Annotated in this window: 13 protein-coding genes and 3 pseudogenes; 6 read left to right on the top strand and 10 right to left on the bottom strand. The window is 46.3% G+C overall.

Annotation, left to right across the window (positions count from 1 at the left end; translation table 11 throughout):
• From AK965_RS07225 to choV, 3 genes are all read left to right on the top strand, one after another.
• On the top strand, positions 1-939 hold the full coding sequence (locus AK965_RS07225; protein ID WP_099078991.1) for a choline ABC transporter substrate-binding protein: 939 nt from the start codon (positions 1-3) through the stop codon (positions 937-939).
• A gap of 62 nt (positions 940-1,001) precedes the next feature.
• A complete protein-coding gene (choW, locus tag AK965_RS07220; protein ID WP_099078990.1) occupies positions 1,002-1,844 on the top strand; it encodes a choline ABC transporter permease subunit in 843 nt (280 codons plus the stop codon).
• 1 nt (position 1,845) lies between these two features.
• Complete coding sequence (gene choV / locus AK965_RS07215) at positions 1,846-3,030, top strand: choline ABC transporter ATP-binding protein (RefSeq protein WP_099078989.1); 1,185 nt, start codon at positions 1,846-1,848, stop codon at positions 3,028-3,030.
• Positions 3,031-3,173: 143 nt separating this feature from the next.
• Here the strand turns inward: choV and AK965_RS20650 are convergent.
• From AK965_RS20650 to AK965_RS20905, 5 genes and pseudogenes are all read right to left on the bottom strand, one after another.
• A pseudogene (locus AK965_RS20650) lies at positions 3,174-3,396 on the bottom strand (NAD(P)H-dependent oxidoreductase); the annotation flags it as partial.
• A gap of 167 nt (positions 3,397-3,563) precedes the next feature.
• Entirely contained in the window at positions 3,564-4,346 is a 783-nt protein-coding gene (locus tag AK965_RS07205) for a slipin family protein (RefSeq protein WP_099078988.1), read from the bottom strand.
• 9 nt (positions 4,347-4,355) lie between these two features.
• Positions 4,356-5,729, bottom strand: coding sequence for a nodulation protein NfeD (locus AK965_RS07200; protein WP_099078987.1), 1,374 nt, complete (start codon positions 5,727-5,729; stop codon positions 4,356-4,358).
• 158 nt (positions 5,730-5,887) lie between these two features.
• Positions 5,888-6,094, bottom strand: a complete 207-nt coding sequence (locus tag AK965_RS07195) for an EAL domain-containing protein (protein ID WP_367379304.1) — start codon at positions 6,092-6,094, stop codon at positions 5,888-5,890.
• 501 nt (positions 6,095-6,595) lie between these two features.
• A pseudogene (locus AK965_RS20905) lies at positions 6,596-6,859 on the bottom strand (response regulator); the annotation flags it as partial.
• A 118-nt stretch (positions 6,860-6,977) separates the two neighbouring features.
• Between AK965_RS20905 and AK965_RS20645 the strand changes: the two are divergent.
• The 3 genes and pseudogenes from AK965_RS20645 to AK965_RS07180 form a co-directional block, all read left to right on the top strand.
• A pseudogene (locus AK965_RS20645) lies at positions 6,978-7,070 on the top strand (OsmC family peroxiredoxin); the annotation flags it as partial.
• Between the two features lie 230 nt (positions 7,071-7,300).
• Positions 7,301-8,311 carry a DUF2804 domain-containing protein gene (locus AK965_RS07185; protein WP_099078986.1) on the top strand — a complete coding sequence of 337 codons (1,011 nt, stop codon included), beginning with the start codon at positions 7,301-7,303 and terminating at the stop codon, positions 8,309-8,311.
• Positions 8,312-8,320: 9 nt separating this feature from the next.
• A complete protein-coding gene (locus AK965_RS07180; RefSeq protein ID WP_099078985.1) occupies positions 8,321-9,172 on the top strand; it encodes a sterol desaturase family protein in 852 nt (283 codons plus the stop codon).
• Here the strand turns inward: AK965_RS07180 and AK965_RS07175 are convergent.
• The 5 genes from AK965_RS07175 to AK965_RS20420 all read right to left on the bottom strand — a co-directional run bounded on the left by AK965_RS07175 (position 9,167) and on the right by AK965_RS20420 (position 14,506).
• Complete coding sequence (locus tag AK965_RS07175; protein WP_099078984.1) at positions 9,167-9,874, bottom strand: GMP synthase; 708 nt, start codon at positions 9,872-9,874, stop codon at positions 9,167-9,169. The two genes, AK965_RS07180 and AK965_RS07175, sit on opposite strands and share 6 nt — an antisense overlap.
• An 11-nt stretch (positions 9,875-9,885) precedes the next feature.
• Positions 9,886-11,052 carry an iron-containing alcohol dehydrogenase gene (locus AK965_RS07170; protein WP_099078983.1) on the bottom strand — a complete coding sequence of 389 codons (1,167 nt, stop codon included), beginning with the start codon at positions 11,050-11,052 and terminating at the stop codon, positions 9,886-9,888.
• Between the two features lie 20 nt (positions 11,053-11,072).
• Complete coding sequence (locus tag AK965_RS07165) at positions 11,073-12,461, bottom strand: aldehyde dehydrogenase family protein (RefSeq protein WP_099078982.1); 1,389 nt, start codon at positions 12,459-12,461, stop codon at positions 11,073-11,075.
• A gap of 20 nt (positions 12,462-12,481) precedes the next feature.
• On the bottom strand, positions 12,482-13,849 hold the full coding sequence (locus AK965_RS07160) for a glutamine synthetase family protein (protein ID WP_099078981.1): 1,368 nt from the start codon (positions 13,847-13,849) through the stop codon (positions 12,482-12,484).
• Between the two features lie 519 nt (positions 13,850-14,368).
• Positions 14,369-14,506, bottom strand: a complete 138-nt coding sequence (locus tag AK965_RS20420) for a hypothetical protein (RefSeq protein WP_172438100.1) — start codon at positions 14,504-14,506, stop codon at positions 14,369-14,371.
• Positions 14,507-15,392: the final 886 nt, after the last annotated feature.

Genomic DNA, 15,392 nt, shown 5'->3' with positions numbered 1-15,392 from the left:
ATGTCTACGATGACAAAAATCTTTTCATCTATCGCACTGAGTGCAGTGGCGACAGGTGCTTACGCTAACCAATGTGAAACCGTTCGATTTGCCGATGTAGGCTGGACGGATATTACCGCAACCACTGCTGTGACCTCCGAACTGCTAAAAGGCTTGGGCTACAAAACCAAGACCGATCTTCTGTCTGTACCTGTGACGTACTCTTCAATGGCAAACGGTGACATTGACGTATTCCTAGGTAACTGGATGCCAACCATGGAAGGCGATATCGCCAAATACCGTGAAGCTGGCACAGTGGAAACCGTTCGCGCAAACCTTGAAGGTGCGAAATACACACTAGCAGTGCCAAAGTACGTCTATGACGCAGGCGTGAAAAGCTTTGCTGATTTGGCAAAGCATGCCGACAAATTTAAAGACCGCATCTACGGCATTGAGCCGGGTAACGATGGTAACCGTTTGATTCAAAATATGATCGACAGCGATGCATTCGGCTTGAAAGACTTCAGCCTAGTGGAATCAAGCGAAGCGGGCATGGTGTCTCAGGTGTCTCGCGCAGTGCGCCGTAACCAGTGGATCGTTTATCTAGGTTGGGCACCGCACCCAATGAACAGCAACGTTGAGATGGAATATCTATCGGGCGGTGACGACTACTTTGGTCCTAATTACGGTGGTGCGAATGTCTATACCAACGTACGCCAAGACTACCTATCTGAGTGTCAAAACGTGGGTCAACTGCTTAAAAATCTAGAGTTCAGTCTAGAGATGGAAAACCAGTTGATGGAGGCGATTCTGAACCAAAAACAGAAGCCAGCGAAAGCGGCGCAAGAATGGTTGAATGCCAACCCTCAACAATTTGAAGCGTGGCTAGAAGGCGTGAAAACGCTGGACGGTAAAGACGCAAAACAAGCGATGACTTCTTACCTAAAAACAAACGCTTAATCATTCCTCTCTTAAGGAACAGGTGGGCAGCGATGCCCGCCTTTTAACACAAAGGTTTTATTGTGAATTTTATTACGGACAACAAACTTCCGTTGGGCGAATGGATGGAAACGGGCGTGGATTGGTTAACCATGAATGCGTCGGGCTTCTTTGATGCTATCTCTATCTTTCTCGAAACCATCATTCTTTTCGTGGTGGATATTTTCAAATGGATGCCACCGGCAGCACCCATCATCCTGACTGCTGCGATTGCGTGGTTCTTACACCGCAGCATTCCATTGATGGTGTTTATCGTGTTGTCGCTGCTGACCATCCTTAACCTCGGCTACTGGCAAGAAATGCTGGAAACCTTTGTTCTCGTCTTCGCTGCGACAACGATTTCCGTATTAATTGGCGTGCCACTCGGTATCATGGCGGCGCATCGCCCGTGGTTGTACACCTTATTGCGGCCAATACTCGATTTAATGCAGACCGTACCAACGTTCGTGTATCTGATCCCAACACTGGTTCTGTTTGGTTTAGGTATCGTACCGGGGCTGATTTCCACCATTATCTTTGCCATCGCCGCACCGATTCGTCTGACTTACCTTGGCATCACCAAAGTGCCGGAAGAGTTAATTGAAGCGGGTAAAGCCTTTGGTGCGAGCCGCATGAAACTGCTGTTTAAAGTCGAGCTGCCAGCGGCATTGCCAAGCATTATGGCGGGCGTTACCCAGTGTATTATGTTGTCGCTTTCTATGGTGGTGATTGCTGCGCTAGTCGGTGCCGACGGGTTGGGTAAACCCGTCGTGCGAGCACTGAATACGGTGAACATTTCTCAAGGTTTTGAAGCGGGTTTAGCAATTGTTCTGGTCGCGATTATTCTTGACCGTTTGTGCAAAGCGCCAAACCAAAAGGAGGCATAATATGGATGCAATTACGATTGAAAACCTCGACGTTGTGTTTGGGCATCAGCAAGAGCAAGCACTAGCGCTACTAGACCAAGGCAAGTCTCGCCAAGAGATCATTGATGAAACCGGGCAAGTGGTTGGCGTCGATAAGGTCTCAATGAGCGTCAAACAAGGTGAGATCTGTGTATTGATGGGGTTGTCCGGCTCGGGGAAATCTAGCTTACTTCGTGCCGTCAATGGTTTGAATGAGATCTCTCGTGGTTCGCTCAAAATCAAAGATGGCGACGACATGGTAGAGCTTGCCAAGTGTGACGAACAGACTCTGCGTAACTTGCGTACTCACCGCGTGTCGATGGTGTTCCAAAAGTTTGCGCTTATGCCGTGGTTAACGGTGTTAGACAACGTGGCGTTTGGACTCGAGATGCAGGGCATTGGCAAAGCTGAACGTCGTAAAAAGGCGCGTGAACAACTAGACATGGTTGGGTTGAGTGAGTGGGAGAGTAAGTTCCCGCATGAGCTTTCGGGTGGTATGCAGCAGCGTGTTGGTTTAGCTCGCGCCTTTGCTATGGATACTGACATCTTGTTGATGGATGAGCCGTTTTCCGCGCTCGATCCTTTGATACGCGCTCAGCTTCAAGATGAACTGATTCAACTGCAAGAGAAGCTCAACAAAACGATTTTGTTTGTGAGCCACGACCTAGATGAAGCGCTGAAAATCGGTAACAACATTGCCATTATGGAATCGGGAAAACTGATTCAACACGGCAAGCCTGAGCAAATCATTCTTGCGCCAGAAAACGATTATGTGGCGGACTTTGTGGCTCACACTAATCCGCTCAACGTATTGAAAGGTCGTTCACTGATGCAAGCCAGCACCGAGCTTGAGCAACAAAATGACCGCGTATTGGTGTGTGCTGATAAGCAGATTTGGGTTGAACAAGAACCGAAAGGTTTAACACTGGTGGATTCCGATAAGTCATTGGTGAATTGGGAGAGTGATTCCACCACGCTTGATGACATTGGCGAAAGTTCGGTCGTTCAAGCCAATCCAGACATCAGCATGCGCGAGGCGATTGAACTGAAGCTACGCAGTAATCAACCTATCTTGCTGGTGGAAGAGAACAAGCTGGTGGGCGTGCTGAGCGACAACGAGCTGTACGACGCGCTGCTTGGTAACTTTAAGTCCAAGCAAGTGGCCTAGCTTAGCTGTTTCTTGTCTCAAAACGTTTGTTTGCCCCTCTCCAAAAAACAAAATGAGCCGTACCCCTTAGATTGAGAACTAAAAGGTGCGGCTCTTTTAATTTGAACAATGGTTCAGATAGCGAGGCTAGGAGACGATACTCATTAAAGAGTGGTCATTATGTCATCCATGTGTAGACGCCCTTTTGGTAGACCGTGGTTGTACTCTTCGCCGTCTTAGTGGTAGCCGATAGCCAGTTCCACTTCACATACGTGACCGTCTAACTCTGCTTTGAATTCTTCGCAATCAGTGCTAAGTCACACCTTTCATTGCTGTAGAGTCGATACCTAGGCGCGCCAGTGTGTGCAGGAGGCTACCTAGTGCGATGACTTGCCTATTGATAGTGCGTGCTTTTTTAATCACCTTCAACGTTTTGTTGAAAATGGCAAGGTGAGGCAAGGGAAGTAGTGAGACAGAAAAAATACGTGCTGGCTAAATGAACTGTTGGCAGAAAAAGGAGTAGCGGTATTGCGCGACTCCTCATGATGTAACGATTAATCCTGCTTCGTTTGCTGATTCTCTTTTACTGCCTTAGCAATATCGGTCACCGCCTCTACCAAATTAATAGGCATTGGGAAAATAATCGTGGAGGTTTTGTCGGTGGTTATCTCCGTTAGCGTCTGCATGTAGCGTAATTGCAGGGCGTTAGGCGCTTCATTGAGCATTTCTGCCGCTTCTTTCAATTTACTGGAAGCTTCTAACTCACCCGTTGCGTGGATGATTTTTGCGCGACGGTTACGTTCCGCTTCTGCTTGGCGGGCGAGGGCACGAACCATGCTTTCATTAAGATCGACATGTTTTACTTCAACAGTGGCAATTTTGATGCCCCAATCATCGGTTTGTTGGTCGAGTATTGATTGCAAGTCTTTATTAAGGCGCTCTCGCTCCGCCAAAAGTTCATCGAGTTCATGTTGACCTAACACGGAACGCAACGTGGTTTGCGCGAGTTGACTGGTTGCATCACTGTAACTTTCGATGTTGTTGATGGCCATTTCAGGGTTGACCACTCTAAAATAAACCACCGCGTTTACACGAACAGAAACGTTATCACGAGTGATCAAATCTTGGGTCGGAACATCTAAGACAATCGTTCGCAAATCGACTCGCACCATTTGTTGGATGAACGGGATCAAGATAATCAGGCCAGGGCCTTTCACCTCTTGAAAGCGCCCAAGGAAAAATACCACGCCACGCTCGTATTCACGCAGCACCTTGAACATTTGCGTTGCCAATGCAAACAATAAAACCAGAACTACGGCAGCAGTGTAGAGCATCATAAGCGCCTCCTATCCTTTCGGGCGGTCACTGGGCTTTACCGTTAGAGTCAGCCCTTTCACTTTAAGAATGGTAACTTGGTCACCTCGTTTTAACGGTTCTTCTGCTTTTGCCTGCCAGAACGCGCCATCTAATTGCACACGCCCAGTGCCATCAATAAAATCATCACTGACGATGGCACTTTTACCCGGGTAGGTTTCCAGACCGGTTGTGGCTTTTCTGCGCCGTATTCGTAGCAATAGGCCAACGGTGATCAGGATCAGTGCGACTGAGAATATCGCGATCCCAAATATCAATGGTAGGGCGACTTGGAAACCGGGTAATTCACTGTCCATTAGGAAGATTGAGCCGAGAACAAAAGCGACAACGCCACCAAGCCCCAGTATGCCGAAACTTGGGTTAAACGCTTCTGCAATCATAAGAGCGATGCCTAATAGCACAAGACCGAGGCCAACATAATTGACAGGCATCATTTGTAGGGCATACATGGCAAGAAGTAAGCAGATCCCGCCAAGCACACCAGGTAATCCGATACCAGGATTATAGAATTCTAATAATAGGCCATAAATACCGATGAGCATTAAAATATAAGCAACGTTAGGGTTGGTGATCACCGCTAACATTTCGGCACGCCAATCTGGCACCCTCTCAACCCAAATGGGATTTTTTAGTGACAATGTCACCTCTTGGTTATTCACCTTTACTGACTGACCATCAATGGTCATCACCAGTCCTTCAGGAGAATTCACAATATAGTCGATGACATTGAGCTCAAGGGCTTCTGTGGCATCTAAACTCGCCGCTTCACTGACGGCTTTCTCTGCCCACTCTGCATTTCTTCCATGAAGACGAGCCAAGCCTTTGATGTACGCTTTGGCATCGTTGATGACTTTCTTTTCCATGGCGGTTTTGGCTGGAACTTGGTCTGAAGAGGGGCTCGAATCAGAGTCCGACTCTTTGGTTTTTGATGGTTCCTCTTCGTCAGTAGTGGAAGGCGGTTTAGGGGCACCACCGAGCGAGACTGGAGTTGCAGCACCAAGGTTTGTCGCTTCAGCCATTGCCGCTATGTGGCTAGCCAGTAAGATATAGGTACCGGCGCTAGCGGCACGTGACCCGGATGGTCCGACCCAAGTAGCGACAGGCACAGAAGACGTCGTGATGGCGTGAATAATATCGCGCATGGCACTGTCCAGTCCCCCTGGCGTATCCATTTTCAGTATGATTAAGCTAACGCCATTGACTTGAGCTTGCTCAATTTCACGCGATAGGTAGTCGCTAGTCGCAGGCCCAATGGCACCTTTTATCGGTATGACCCAAATGGTGCTTGCTAGCGCTTGACCTGTAAAAAATATGAGCGGTAAAAGCCATATCCATATTCGTTTCATACAGTCCTCCTTGTGTGATCACCGGGACTTTTTGAAAATACTATTTTGAGTATAGATACGACATTTGCGACTCTGGGAATTAAATATCCTAACCCAAAGGAATGAGCGCCTATCGACACGCTCTAATGACTCTCTCTGATGATGCTCTGATTATTTCTCTAACGAGTTGAAAACGGCTCGAACACACCTTTAAGTGGCATAGGCTTATAGAAGTAGAAGCCTATGCCACTCATCAATCTTCCACGCTTTGAGTTTCGCGCCTGGTTTGGTGTTTCTACGCCTTCAGCAACAATGGTCATGCCGAGTTCTCGTGACAAGCTTGCGATGTTACGAACGAGTGTCTTAGCCCGAATATTGTTCTCTATTTTATCAATATATACTCAAACCACTTCAAGGGGCTAGGGTCAGCGAGAATGACTTGGAAAGCGCTTGTTATTACGCTGCGTTGTTTTCCTTGCTTACTTTCGGTAAACAGGGAATCAGTGACAACGCTCTGAAGCCTATATCTTCAAGTTGAACGGGTATAGCTTCATGCCATAGATTATTGGAGATTGATGAATACAATAATTGAAAATTATGTATTGAATTGATAACAATGACTTAGTTTAAAATGCTGAAAGTTGCCTTCTTCGAATAGAATTGAAGTTGGAAGCGGACAGAAAAATTTAGGGTACGAGATGCTTATTATTCAACGTTTAATCAAGTTGATTGTTATTTGTGTGATTTTTTTCACTATATTTGATCTGATTGCATATGGGGAGATAACCTGGGTAAATCGGTTGTTAGACAGGTAAGCCAATAAAGAGAAAGGGTAAAATCCCCTTTCTCTTTTTGTATTGTTCTTCCATCAACTTTTGCGCTCACTATTTTTTCTGTTCTAATGCGCGTCCTAAGGTTATCTTGCTCGATAAAATAGTGTCACTAGAGTCAGAGCTTAAGCCTTCAAAATACCAAGTTATTGCTTGAGAGAATTCTGTTTCAAAGTTCATTTCGTGCAACAGCCAGGCGAGGTGAAACTGAGCATAAAAATGCGTAAATGGCTTGCGTCGATACAAGTCACTTAACCCCTTGAATGCCGCTACGTACTGGTTTTCTTCAATAGCGATATGCGCGGCAATTAAATCGAGTTCAGTGTCGATAGCCCAACGATTGCAGCATCTGTTGCGCCAGATTTAAGAGAATTGGCCATCATGTGGGCACTATTCGCGGTATGAACGTCTTAAAAGCCGAGTACTTTGAGCTGATCGCCAGTTAATAGAGAAGATGCACAATATGGCGCACGAAAACTGTTTTATTGCTAATTCGGTTAAAACTGAGATTGTCACAGAGTTGGTAGAATAGAAAGGTGCCGTTTTCTAACGCAGGCCGTATCTAATTAATCTTCTTGGACGCGCGTTTTGAACCCAAGTGAAAGCTCTAATACATCATTTAATGGCGTGAATATAGGTGATTGGTTTCACATTTTTGTTCATTTTAGTCAAGCCGGTGAACCATTGTTGTGCAGTGGCGCAAAAAGTTTTCTGTTAAATTAATGTTAACATTGAATAGTGTGTCATTGATTAATAACGAGCATGGATGTGCAGACTCCTTTGAAACACTTTATTCACGCTAACGGCTTACCTCAATTTGGTCACCTAGAAGCGATACCAGAATCACTTCAGTTGGATACTTTCCAATATCTTAATGAAATGGATAAACCGGCTTCCCGTTGGCGAAAATATTTCGATTATAAACAGTTTCAGTTTGTCTCCATTGTAACGCCTCAATACATCATTGGGGTGGCGATAGCGGACATACGCTACTTGGCTTCTGGTTTCTGTTATGTGTTCGATACAGAAACGCACGAACTCGTCGAGCAGCAATGGTTAAAACCGCTCAATGTCGGTTATCAAACTCAGCCCTCTAGCTGGAACAGCCAAGCGCACCTAGCTAATGACACAATCCGATTCAATATTGAAAGCGGGCAGTGGCATGTGCAACTCTCTACGCATCTCATTCAAGCTAATTTGATACTACAGTCTTTACCAGAAAGCTTACCTCTGATGCTTTGTACACCAACGGCATACTCGGGCTGGACCTACACTCAAAAACACAACACGCTCAACATACAAGGTGAGCTGAATGTGAAAGGGCAGCAGCAAGATTTAACCAATGCCGTTGCGGGGTATGACTTCTCGGCAGGTTACATGCGAAGAGAAACCAGTTGGCGATGGGCGAGTATTAATCATCGTAGTGAGAATAAAAAGTTTGGTTTGAACCTTGCTGCGGGCGTGAACGAAACGGGCTTTTGTGAAAACGTCATCTGGGTGGATGATGAACGTCATTTAATGCCGCCAGTGCAGTTTGAGTTTTCTCGCGTTCATCCAGAAGAGTTATGGCGAATCACGTCACAAGACAAGCGCATCGATTTGGTGTTCACGCCTAAGAACCAACGATCAGAGAAAAAGAACTTTTGGTTTTTGAAGAGTAATTTCCGTCAGTTTGTCGGCCACTTTTCTGGTCACTTAATTGATGGCAATGGCACGAAGCACGAGCTCGATGAGGTGATGGGACTCACCGAAGATCACTACGCGAAATGGTAGGAAGAGACGATGGAATGGTCACAAATTACGGAACACCCTGACTTTTTGCTGATGTTGCTCGCACCAATCTTCTTTCTCTGTATTGCAGCAGAGTATTGGTTTGGTCAACGTGCGGGAAGATTGCCTGAAAGCGCACGATATGACTTGCCGGAAGTGGTGTGCAACTTTGTGCTTGCAGGGCTTCATCAAGCGACAGATATTTTGACAGGCTTGCTGATCGCCAAACTGTATTTATGGTGGTTTGATTGGCGCTTGTTTGATATCGAGATGACCGTATCTACCTTTTTATTACTCATGGTTTTGCAAGATTTCTTTTATTACTGGTTTCATCGCGCAAGCCATCGTATCCGTTGGATGTGGGCAGCGCATGTGGTGCACCACAGTTCAGAGCGCATGAATTTCAGCACGGCATTTCGTCAAAGCCTGATGTACCCATTAGCAGGGATGTGGTTGTTCTGGCTTCCGTTGGTCATCATCGGTTTTGATCCTAAGTGGGTTGTGTTTGTGGTATTACTCAACCTAGGGCTGCAGTTCTTTGTTCATACTCAGGCGATTCGCTCTCTTGGACCTTTAGAGTGGGTGTTTAACACGCCGTCTCATCATCGCGTACACCACGGCGTGAATCGTCAATATATCGATAAAAACTACGCGGGGGTGCTGATCATCTGGGATCGCATGTTCGGTACGTTTGAACAAGAAGTTGAAGCGGTTCGTTATGGGATCTCGAAGCCTGTAAACAGCTTTAATCCTTTTACGGTCACCTTTGCAGAATGGAAAGATATGCTTAAAGAGGTAAGCCAGCCAGATTTAACCTGGGGCGAGCGCTGGCGTGTATTGTTCTCCCCACCGTCAGATTCATAAGACCGAGCGTATGAAATTCAGCATCCAGCTAGCAATGAGTAGGCCATCGGTAGGCAGTTGTAATGAGGTGAGGCCTCTTCTTTGCACCTCTTCAGGAATGATGTCCTTTCTCATTTGTATTAATGCTTTAGAATAGGCAGAACAGAACTCAGGATGTGCTTGGATCCCCAATGATGTCGGCCCTACTTGCATCATTGATATGGGACAGAAATCGTTACCCGCGAGCACTTGTCCTCTTTCTGGCATACGAAGTACTTGGTCTTGGTGACTGACTAATAGATTAAATTCGTCTTGGTAAGGCGTCATCCATGTTTGTGGTTGGTTTACTTTAGCGATCACGACACCCACGCCCCAACCAACGTCTGCTTTCGCGACTACACCGCCCAACGCTTTCGCTAGCATCTGATGGCCAAAACAGATACCGACGAAGGGAATTTGAGCGTGGTGAATTTGGCGAACGAGCACCTCCATGCGTACAATCCACTCGGCCTCATCCATCACACCGGATTTACTTCCCGTCGTCATATAAGCGTCACACTCGTTGAGTGTTTCTGGAAATTCATTGTGGTTCACCCTGTAAAATTGAAGAACGAGTGTGTTATCGACGGCAAGTAACAGTCGGCTAAACATCATCTGATAATTGCCGTGCTCTGGTTCCAGTGCAGGATTGACATCATCGCAGATTAATACGCCAATTTTCATCGTTGCCTCCGTTATGAAGTCGTCTTGTCACCGGTCTGCGCTTGCAAGAACAGTTGTGTGTATTGAGCGGAATTAAAGTGAATTGGGTTACATCCAGCCGCAGCGTCATTGAAGGCTAATTCACCAATCTTGACCGCATCCTCTTGGCCGATGCCGATCTCAGCAAGTGTGTGCGGAATACCTAAGGTTTTTCTCAAATCAATCACCCAGTCATAGACCGCGTCAAACCCTGGCGATGGCAATGAAAGTCGCTGTGCGAGCGTGAGCATTTTATCTTCAATTTGTGTGCGGTTTGCTTGCAGTACATAGGGCATTAAAATGGCATTGAGTAAGCCATGATGTTTGTCATAGAGCCCGCCTAGGGTATGTGCTAATGCATGCATCGCCCCTAAGCCTTTCTGAAACGCGGTGGCCCCCATGCATGATGCAACCAGTAATTGAGTTCGGGCATCAATATCGTGGCCATCGATATACGCTTTATACAAGTAGCGTTTAATAAGATGCATCGATTCAAGTGCGATACCGTCGGCCATCGGATGATAGCTCGGTGCGCAAAAGGCTTCTAAGCTATGGGATAGGGCGTCCATTCCAGTAGCAGCAGTAATGTGCGAAGGAAGGTCGATGGTAGTTAGCGGATCAAGTAGCACCTGGACAGGCATCATTTTGGGGTGGAAAATGATTTTCTTCGTGTGGTTGTAAGAGTCTGTGATCACTGATGCTCGACCAACTTCAGAGCCCGTTCCTGCAGTGGTTGGGATGGCAATCACCGGGGCAATTTGGCGATCGTCTGCCTTGGTCCAATTATCGCCAATATCTTCAAAACTCCACAGTGGCAGTGTTTGTTTAGCGCAGAGTGCAATGGCCTTTGCGGCATCTAGGCTCGATCCCCCGCCATAGGCAATAATGCCATCGTGGTTTTTCGCGTTATATGCGTCAATACCGTTACTGACATTTTCGTCGGTTGGATTACCTTGCACACCAGAAAAAATAGTAATGTCTATTCCGCGCTCGGCACAACAGGCTACGGTACTTTTTACAATGTCGAGGTCAGCTAAAAAGGGGTCGGTTACCAGTAACGGAGTTTGGATATGTAAACGTCGGCAATGATCGGCCAATGTTGCTAGTGCGCCTTCGCCGACGCTAATTGAGGTAGGGTAATTCCAATGGGTCAGTGTCATGTATCTATCCCTGATCTGTTTTAGTCGTTGAGAGACTTAATATGAAACGACTTAGGTCGAGTGAGCATTTCAAAGCCGATGGTGGATAATGTACAACCGCGCCCGGAGTTTTTAACGCCTGTCCACGCCAGTTCTGGATCAAGGTAATCACACCGGTTGATGAAGACGGTGCCAGTTTCAATGTGCTCACCAAGACTCGTGGCCGTTGGTACGTCACTGGAAAAAATCGCAGCGGTTAAGCCAAACTGAGAGTCATTCATTAGTGCGATGGCTTCTTCATCGCTAGAAACAGATTGAATACCGACGACAGGGCCGAATGACTCTTCAGTCATCAAGCGCATGGTGTGGTCAACATTGGTCAATATCTGAGGGGCAAGATAGGGGGTCCCTGGTTTGCTTTCTGAAAATAGTGACTCGTTAATATGAGCAACGGCACCTTTCGAAATCGCATCTTCAACCTGTGAGCGAACGAAATCGGCAGCAGAAGTGCGAACGACAGGGCCTAATGTGGTCTCTGATGAGGTTGGATTCCCTAACCGATATTGCTTAGTCAGTGCAACCGCTTTTTCGACAAACTGATCATGAATAGATTCATGCAGATAAATACGCTCGATGCCACAGCATGATTGACCAGAATTAAAAAAAGCCCCATCGACTAAGGTTTCTACGGCATAATCAATATCGGCATCAGCGCGCACGTAAGCCGGGTCTTTACCTCCGAGCTCCAAGCCAACACCAATAAAACGCCCAGCGGCATTTTTCTCTACCATTGCGCCGCCTGCGACAGATCCAGTAAACGCCACGTAGTCAATCAGCGGGTGTTGGATCATATGTTCTGTCGATGGATGGTCAGTATGCAGGAACTGAAATACCCCATGTGGTAAGCCCGTGCCTTCAAAAGCTTGCACTAATCGCTCAGAGCAAAGTGGTGTCTGAGCAGAATGTTTTAAAATAACGCAGTTACCCGCCAAAAGGGCAGGAATGACGGCGTTGATAGCGGTTAAATAAGGGTAGTTCCATGGGGCAATAACAAGGACGTTACCAAAGGGTACCCGCTTGATATAGCGCGTGAAGCCAGATTTGTCTGCCAACGTAATGGTTGCTAGAGCTTGTTCTGCTTGCTCGATCATTGATAACGCCCGTTCTTTAACCCCTGCAATCTCTCCTTGAGTCTGTGTCAGAGGGCGCCCCATCATCATGGTGAGTTCATGTCTAATGACTTGCTGGTTATTCACAAAGTTTGCAATGGCTTGTTTGCAAATCGATTTGCGAGTCTCAAGCGAGGTCGATTGCCATTTTTTTTGGCTTTGGGTCGCGCGCTCAATTGTTGCGTGAATCTCCTCGGTGGAGGACAACGCCCGCGATACGCAAATGGAGCCATCAACGGGAGAGACGGTGTGCTGTTCCATACACGAACTCCTATTTTCCGTTAGATAATTTCAAAGTAGCGTTTGAGTTCCCAATCGGTAACGGCTTTACGAAACTCTCGCTCTTCCCATTCTCGACTTGCTGCAAAGTGGTCAACAAATTCATTGCCGAACATTTCGCGCGCGTAAGGGGATGCTTTTAGCATTTGAGCTGCTTCCCATAATGTGGCAGGCAGTTTGAGCTCTTCCGGTACCTCTTGTTCGTAGGCGTTACCAACGATCGCTTCTCCTGGCTCCCATCTATTGAGAATACCGCATAGGCCGGAAGCTAAAGCGGCCGCTAAGGCTAAATACGGATTGCCATCGGCCGCGCCAATTCGGTATTCCACACGCTGGCTTTTTTCCGAGCCAGGGATGACTCGTAATGATGTGGTGCGATTTTCTACAGCCCAAGTGGAATGGGTCGGCGCCCAAAACCCAGGAATCATGCGACGATAGCTGTTGACGGTTGGTGCAACCATGCAAAGAAACTCTGGCATCAATCGCTGTAAACCAGCGACAAAATGGCGTTGAATTTCACTCATATTGTGCTCTTTGCTAGGATCGTAAAATGCGGAGCTAGCATCGTCGTTCTGCAGTGAAATATGAATATGGCCACTTTGTCCGGGGTAGTCATTGCTCCATTTCGCCATGAAGGTCGCCATCATGTCATTTCTTTGCATCAACACCTTGGTATAGGTTTTGAAAAGCGCGGCTTTGTCGGCGGCATTCATCGCACTATCAACCGCAATGGCGGCCTCGATCACGCCTGGTCCTGTTTCTGAGTGAATCCCTTCAATCGGAAAGTCCATGGTTTCACCCATATCTAAGATCTGTTGATACAACTCGATGTAGGTGGAGTTCCTTATCATGGAATAGCCAAACCAATCAGGCGTAATTGACTCAAGATCTTGGTAATTCTTTTCGCGTACTGATTGCGGTGTTTCTTTGAAAATGAAAAACTCATATTCGAATGCAGAAAAAGGATTAAGTCCTAGTTTTTGATATTTTGCAATGATTCGTTCAAGTGTGCTGCGTGGACAAATAGCAGAGGCAGGTTCCTCAAACTCGGCGATAAATAGCAGCATGCCTTTTTCGTCGAGCACGTCACGGCAGGTTTCTGGTAGAATTTTGACCGGAGCATCTGGATAGCCAGTATGCCAACCCGTGTAGGTGGCGTTGTCATAGAGCTGGTCTTTGCTATCCCAACCTAAAACGACATCACAAAACGCGAAGCCTTTATCAAGTGAGGAGAAGAACTTCTCTCTCGACATGTATTTACCCCGCATGATGCCATCATTATCAAATAAGCCGACTTTGACATGAGAAAGGTTACGATGTTCAACGATCGCTTTGGCATCTTCAATGGTCTTTACTGATCTTGCGTCCATTCGTTGTTCCTCTTTGCACTAGCTACTGGATCCGGTGTAATACCTGATTAGCTATAACGGTAAGGTTTGCCTGCTTTTTCCATATCGACAGTATATTGCTTGCGTATATCGATCACCCGTTTGTTTCTTGGGCTAGTTTTTGCTATTTCATCCCAGAACTTACGCGCATTTTGACCGACCGCTTTCCACTCTTTATCTGGAATGGTGGTTAACTCAAGTTTGTCTCCATGAACAGGCAGTTTTGCTTCGCCGCCACAATCCCAATGTTGGCGATAATCGTGTGGCTATCCATACACAAACGGCATAACGTATTTAGGTGCTCAGGTAAGGCATCCCAGCGTTCACTGTTGGCAAAAATGAGCCACACCAAGCGCCGGAAATATTGTTGGTTAGGAAGTATTTGGTCACATCGGCCTAGCCAACCGTGTAATCTTCAGTGATCCCCGACCAGAATGACATCACGTGTTGCTGCTCGTTTACACTCAATCCGAATGCGTTCATGCTTTTTTTCGGCTTCGTTTAGCTATCGACTGTCACCATTGCCCACTGTCTGTGGCGAGATAAGCCCGCTAATGCCCCAACAGCAGCAGAGCCGAGCGCTAAAGTACCATCAGGAATGCCATCATCCGTATGGAACGAAAAAATTATTGTGCCCATGGTAACGCCACCAAGGAACCATAGACCAAGCGATAGAGCCATCTATCATTAAGTGGAGGCCGAGTTTTTCTAACCTCATTGATTAATTTTATTTTTTCTTCGACAATTTTGTCACTAGTTATGATTGCACGTATAAGATCATTTACTTAAGTAGTCATCATTACACCATTCTGTTTATTGCTAGATATCATTATAGTTGTATTTTTTTGGTTCATTCGGGCTTTGATGAGTAGTTCAGGTCAAAAACAGTGCGCTCCCCTTTGCGTACTTCGAGCTGATTGATGAAGATAAAGATACCAATATGCGCTGGAATGGTAGGAAAAGATAGTGGAGGGGTTTGTTGCGTAATTCGATGGAACTAAATCAGGAACTTACGATCTGATCGGCTACATCAGTTAATCATTGTAGTTCCATGCCTCGTTACAAAACACCTTACTGGAAACGTTATAACCAAGCCCGTTTTTAGCTGATATTCTTTCCTTAATAAAGCCAATTTTTTCAAATAGACACATGGTTTTTCATTATTCATCGTCACGTATAGCCGGTCTCGTGTTAGACAAAAGTGACCCCAAGTCTTTAAATTTACAGACTTCAGTTCTGGAGAACAAAATTCGTGGGTGTCTTTTGTCTTTTAAATCGGATTACCATTAATTGTTGCAGAAATAAGCTCTTCAGAGGACGTGAACGTTTCACCTGTGGTCGCTTTCTATCTCTAAGACATTATTATAACCCTCATAGCTCAATGTTCTCGACACGGTTTGTTGTCCAGTATAGGTGCCGAGTTTAGCGCCATTAAATGACAGTGAATATTCTTCGAACACTTCAGTACCAAACGATACAAATCTTAATTGAAACACGCGGACGAATTTTCGACAGCGGTAGGAGG

The organism is Vibrio sp. PID17_43, assembly GCF_002608565.1.
Lineage (GTDB): Bacteria > Pseudomonadota > Gammaproteobacteria > Enterobacterales > Vibrionaceae > Vibrio.
This window is presented reverse-complemented; position numbering and strand designations above follow the sequence as displayed.

Coding starts and splice junctions, on each gene's coding strand:
- AK965_RS07225 (WP_099078991.1), top strand. CDS start 1: ATGTCTACGATGACAAAAATCTTTTCATCTATCGCACTGAGTGCAGTG.
- choV (WP_099078989.1), top strand. CDS start 1,846: ATGGATGCAATTACGATTGAAAACCTCGACGTTGTGTTTGGGCATCAG.
- AK965_RS07205 (WP_099078988.1), bottom strand. CDS start 4,346: ATGATGCTCTACACTGCTGCCGTAGTTCTGGTTTTATTGTTTGCATTG.
- AK965_RS07200 (WP_099078987.1), bottom strand. CDS start 5,729: ATGAAACGAATATGGATATGGCTTTTACCGCTCATATTTTTTACAGGT.
- AK965_RS07185 (WP_099078986.1), top strand. CDS start 7,301: ATGGATGTGCAGACTCCTTTGAAACACTTTATTCACGCTAACGGCTTA.
- AK965_RS07180 (WP_099078985.1), top strand. CDS start 8,321: ATGGAATGGTCACAAATTACGGAACACCCTGACTTTTTGCTGATGTTG.
- AK965_RS07175 (WP_099078984.1), bottom strand. CDS start 9,874: ATGAAAATTGGCGTATTAATCTGCGATGATGTCAATCCTGCACTGGAA.
- AK965_RS07170 (WP_099078983.1), bottom strand. CDS start 11,052: ATGACACTGACCCATTGGAATTACCCTACCTCAATTAGCGTCGGCGAA.
- AK965_RS07165 (WP_099078982.1), bottom strand. CDS start 12,461: ATGGAACAGCACACCGTCTCTCCCGTTGATGGCTCCATTTGCGTATCG.
- AK965_RS07160 (WP_099078981.1), bottom strand. CDS start 13,849: ATGGACGCAAGATCAGTAAAGACCATTGAAGATGCCAAAGCGATCGTT.
- AK965_RS20420 (WP_172438100.1), bottom strand. CDS start 14,506: ATGGGCACAATAATTTTTTCGTTCCATACGGATGATGGCATTCCTGAT.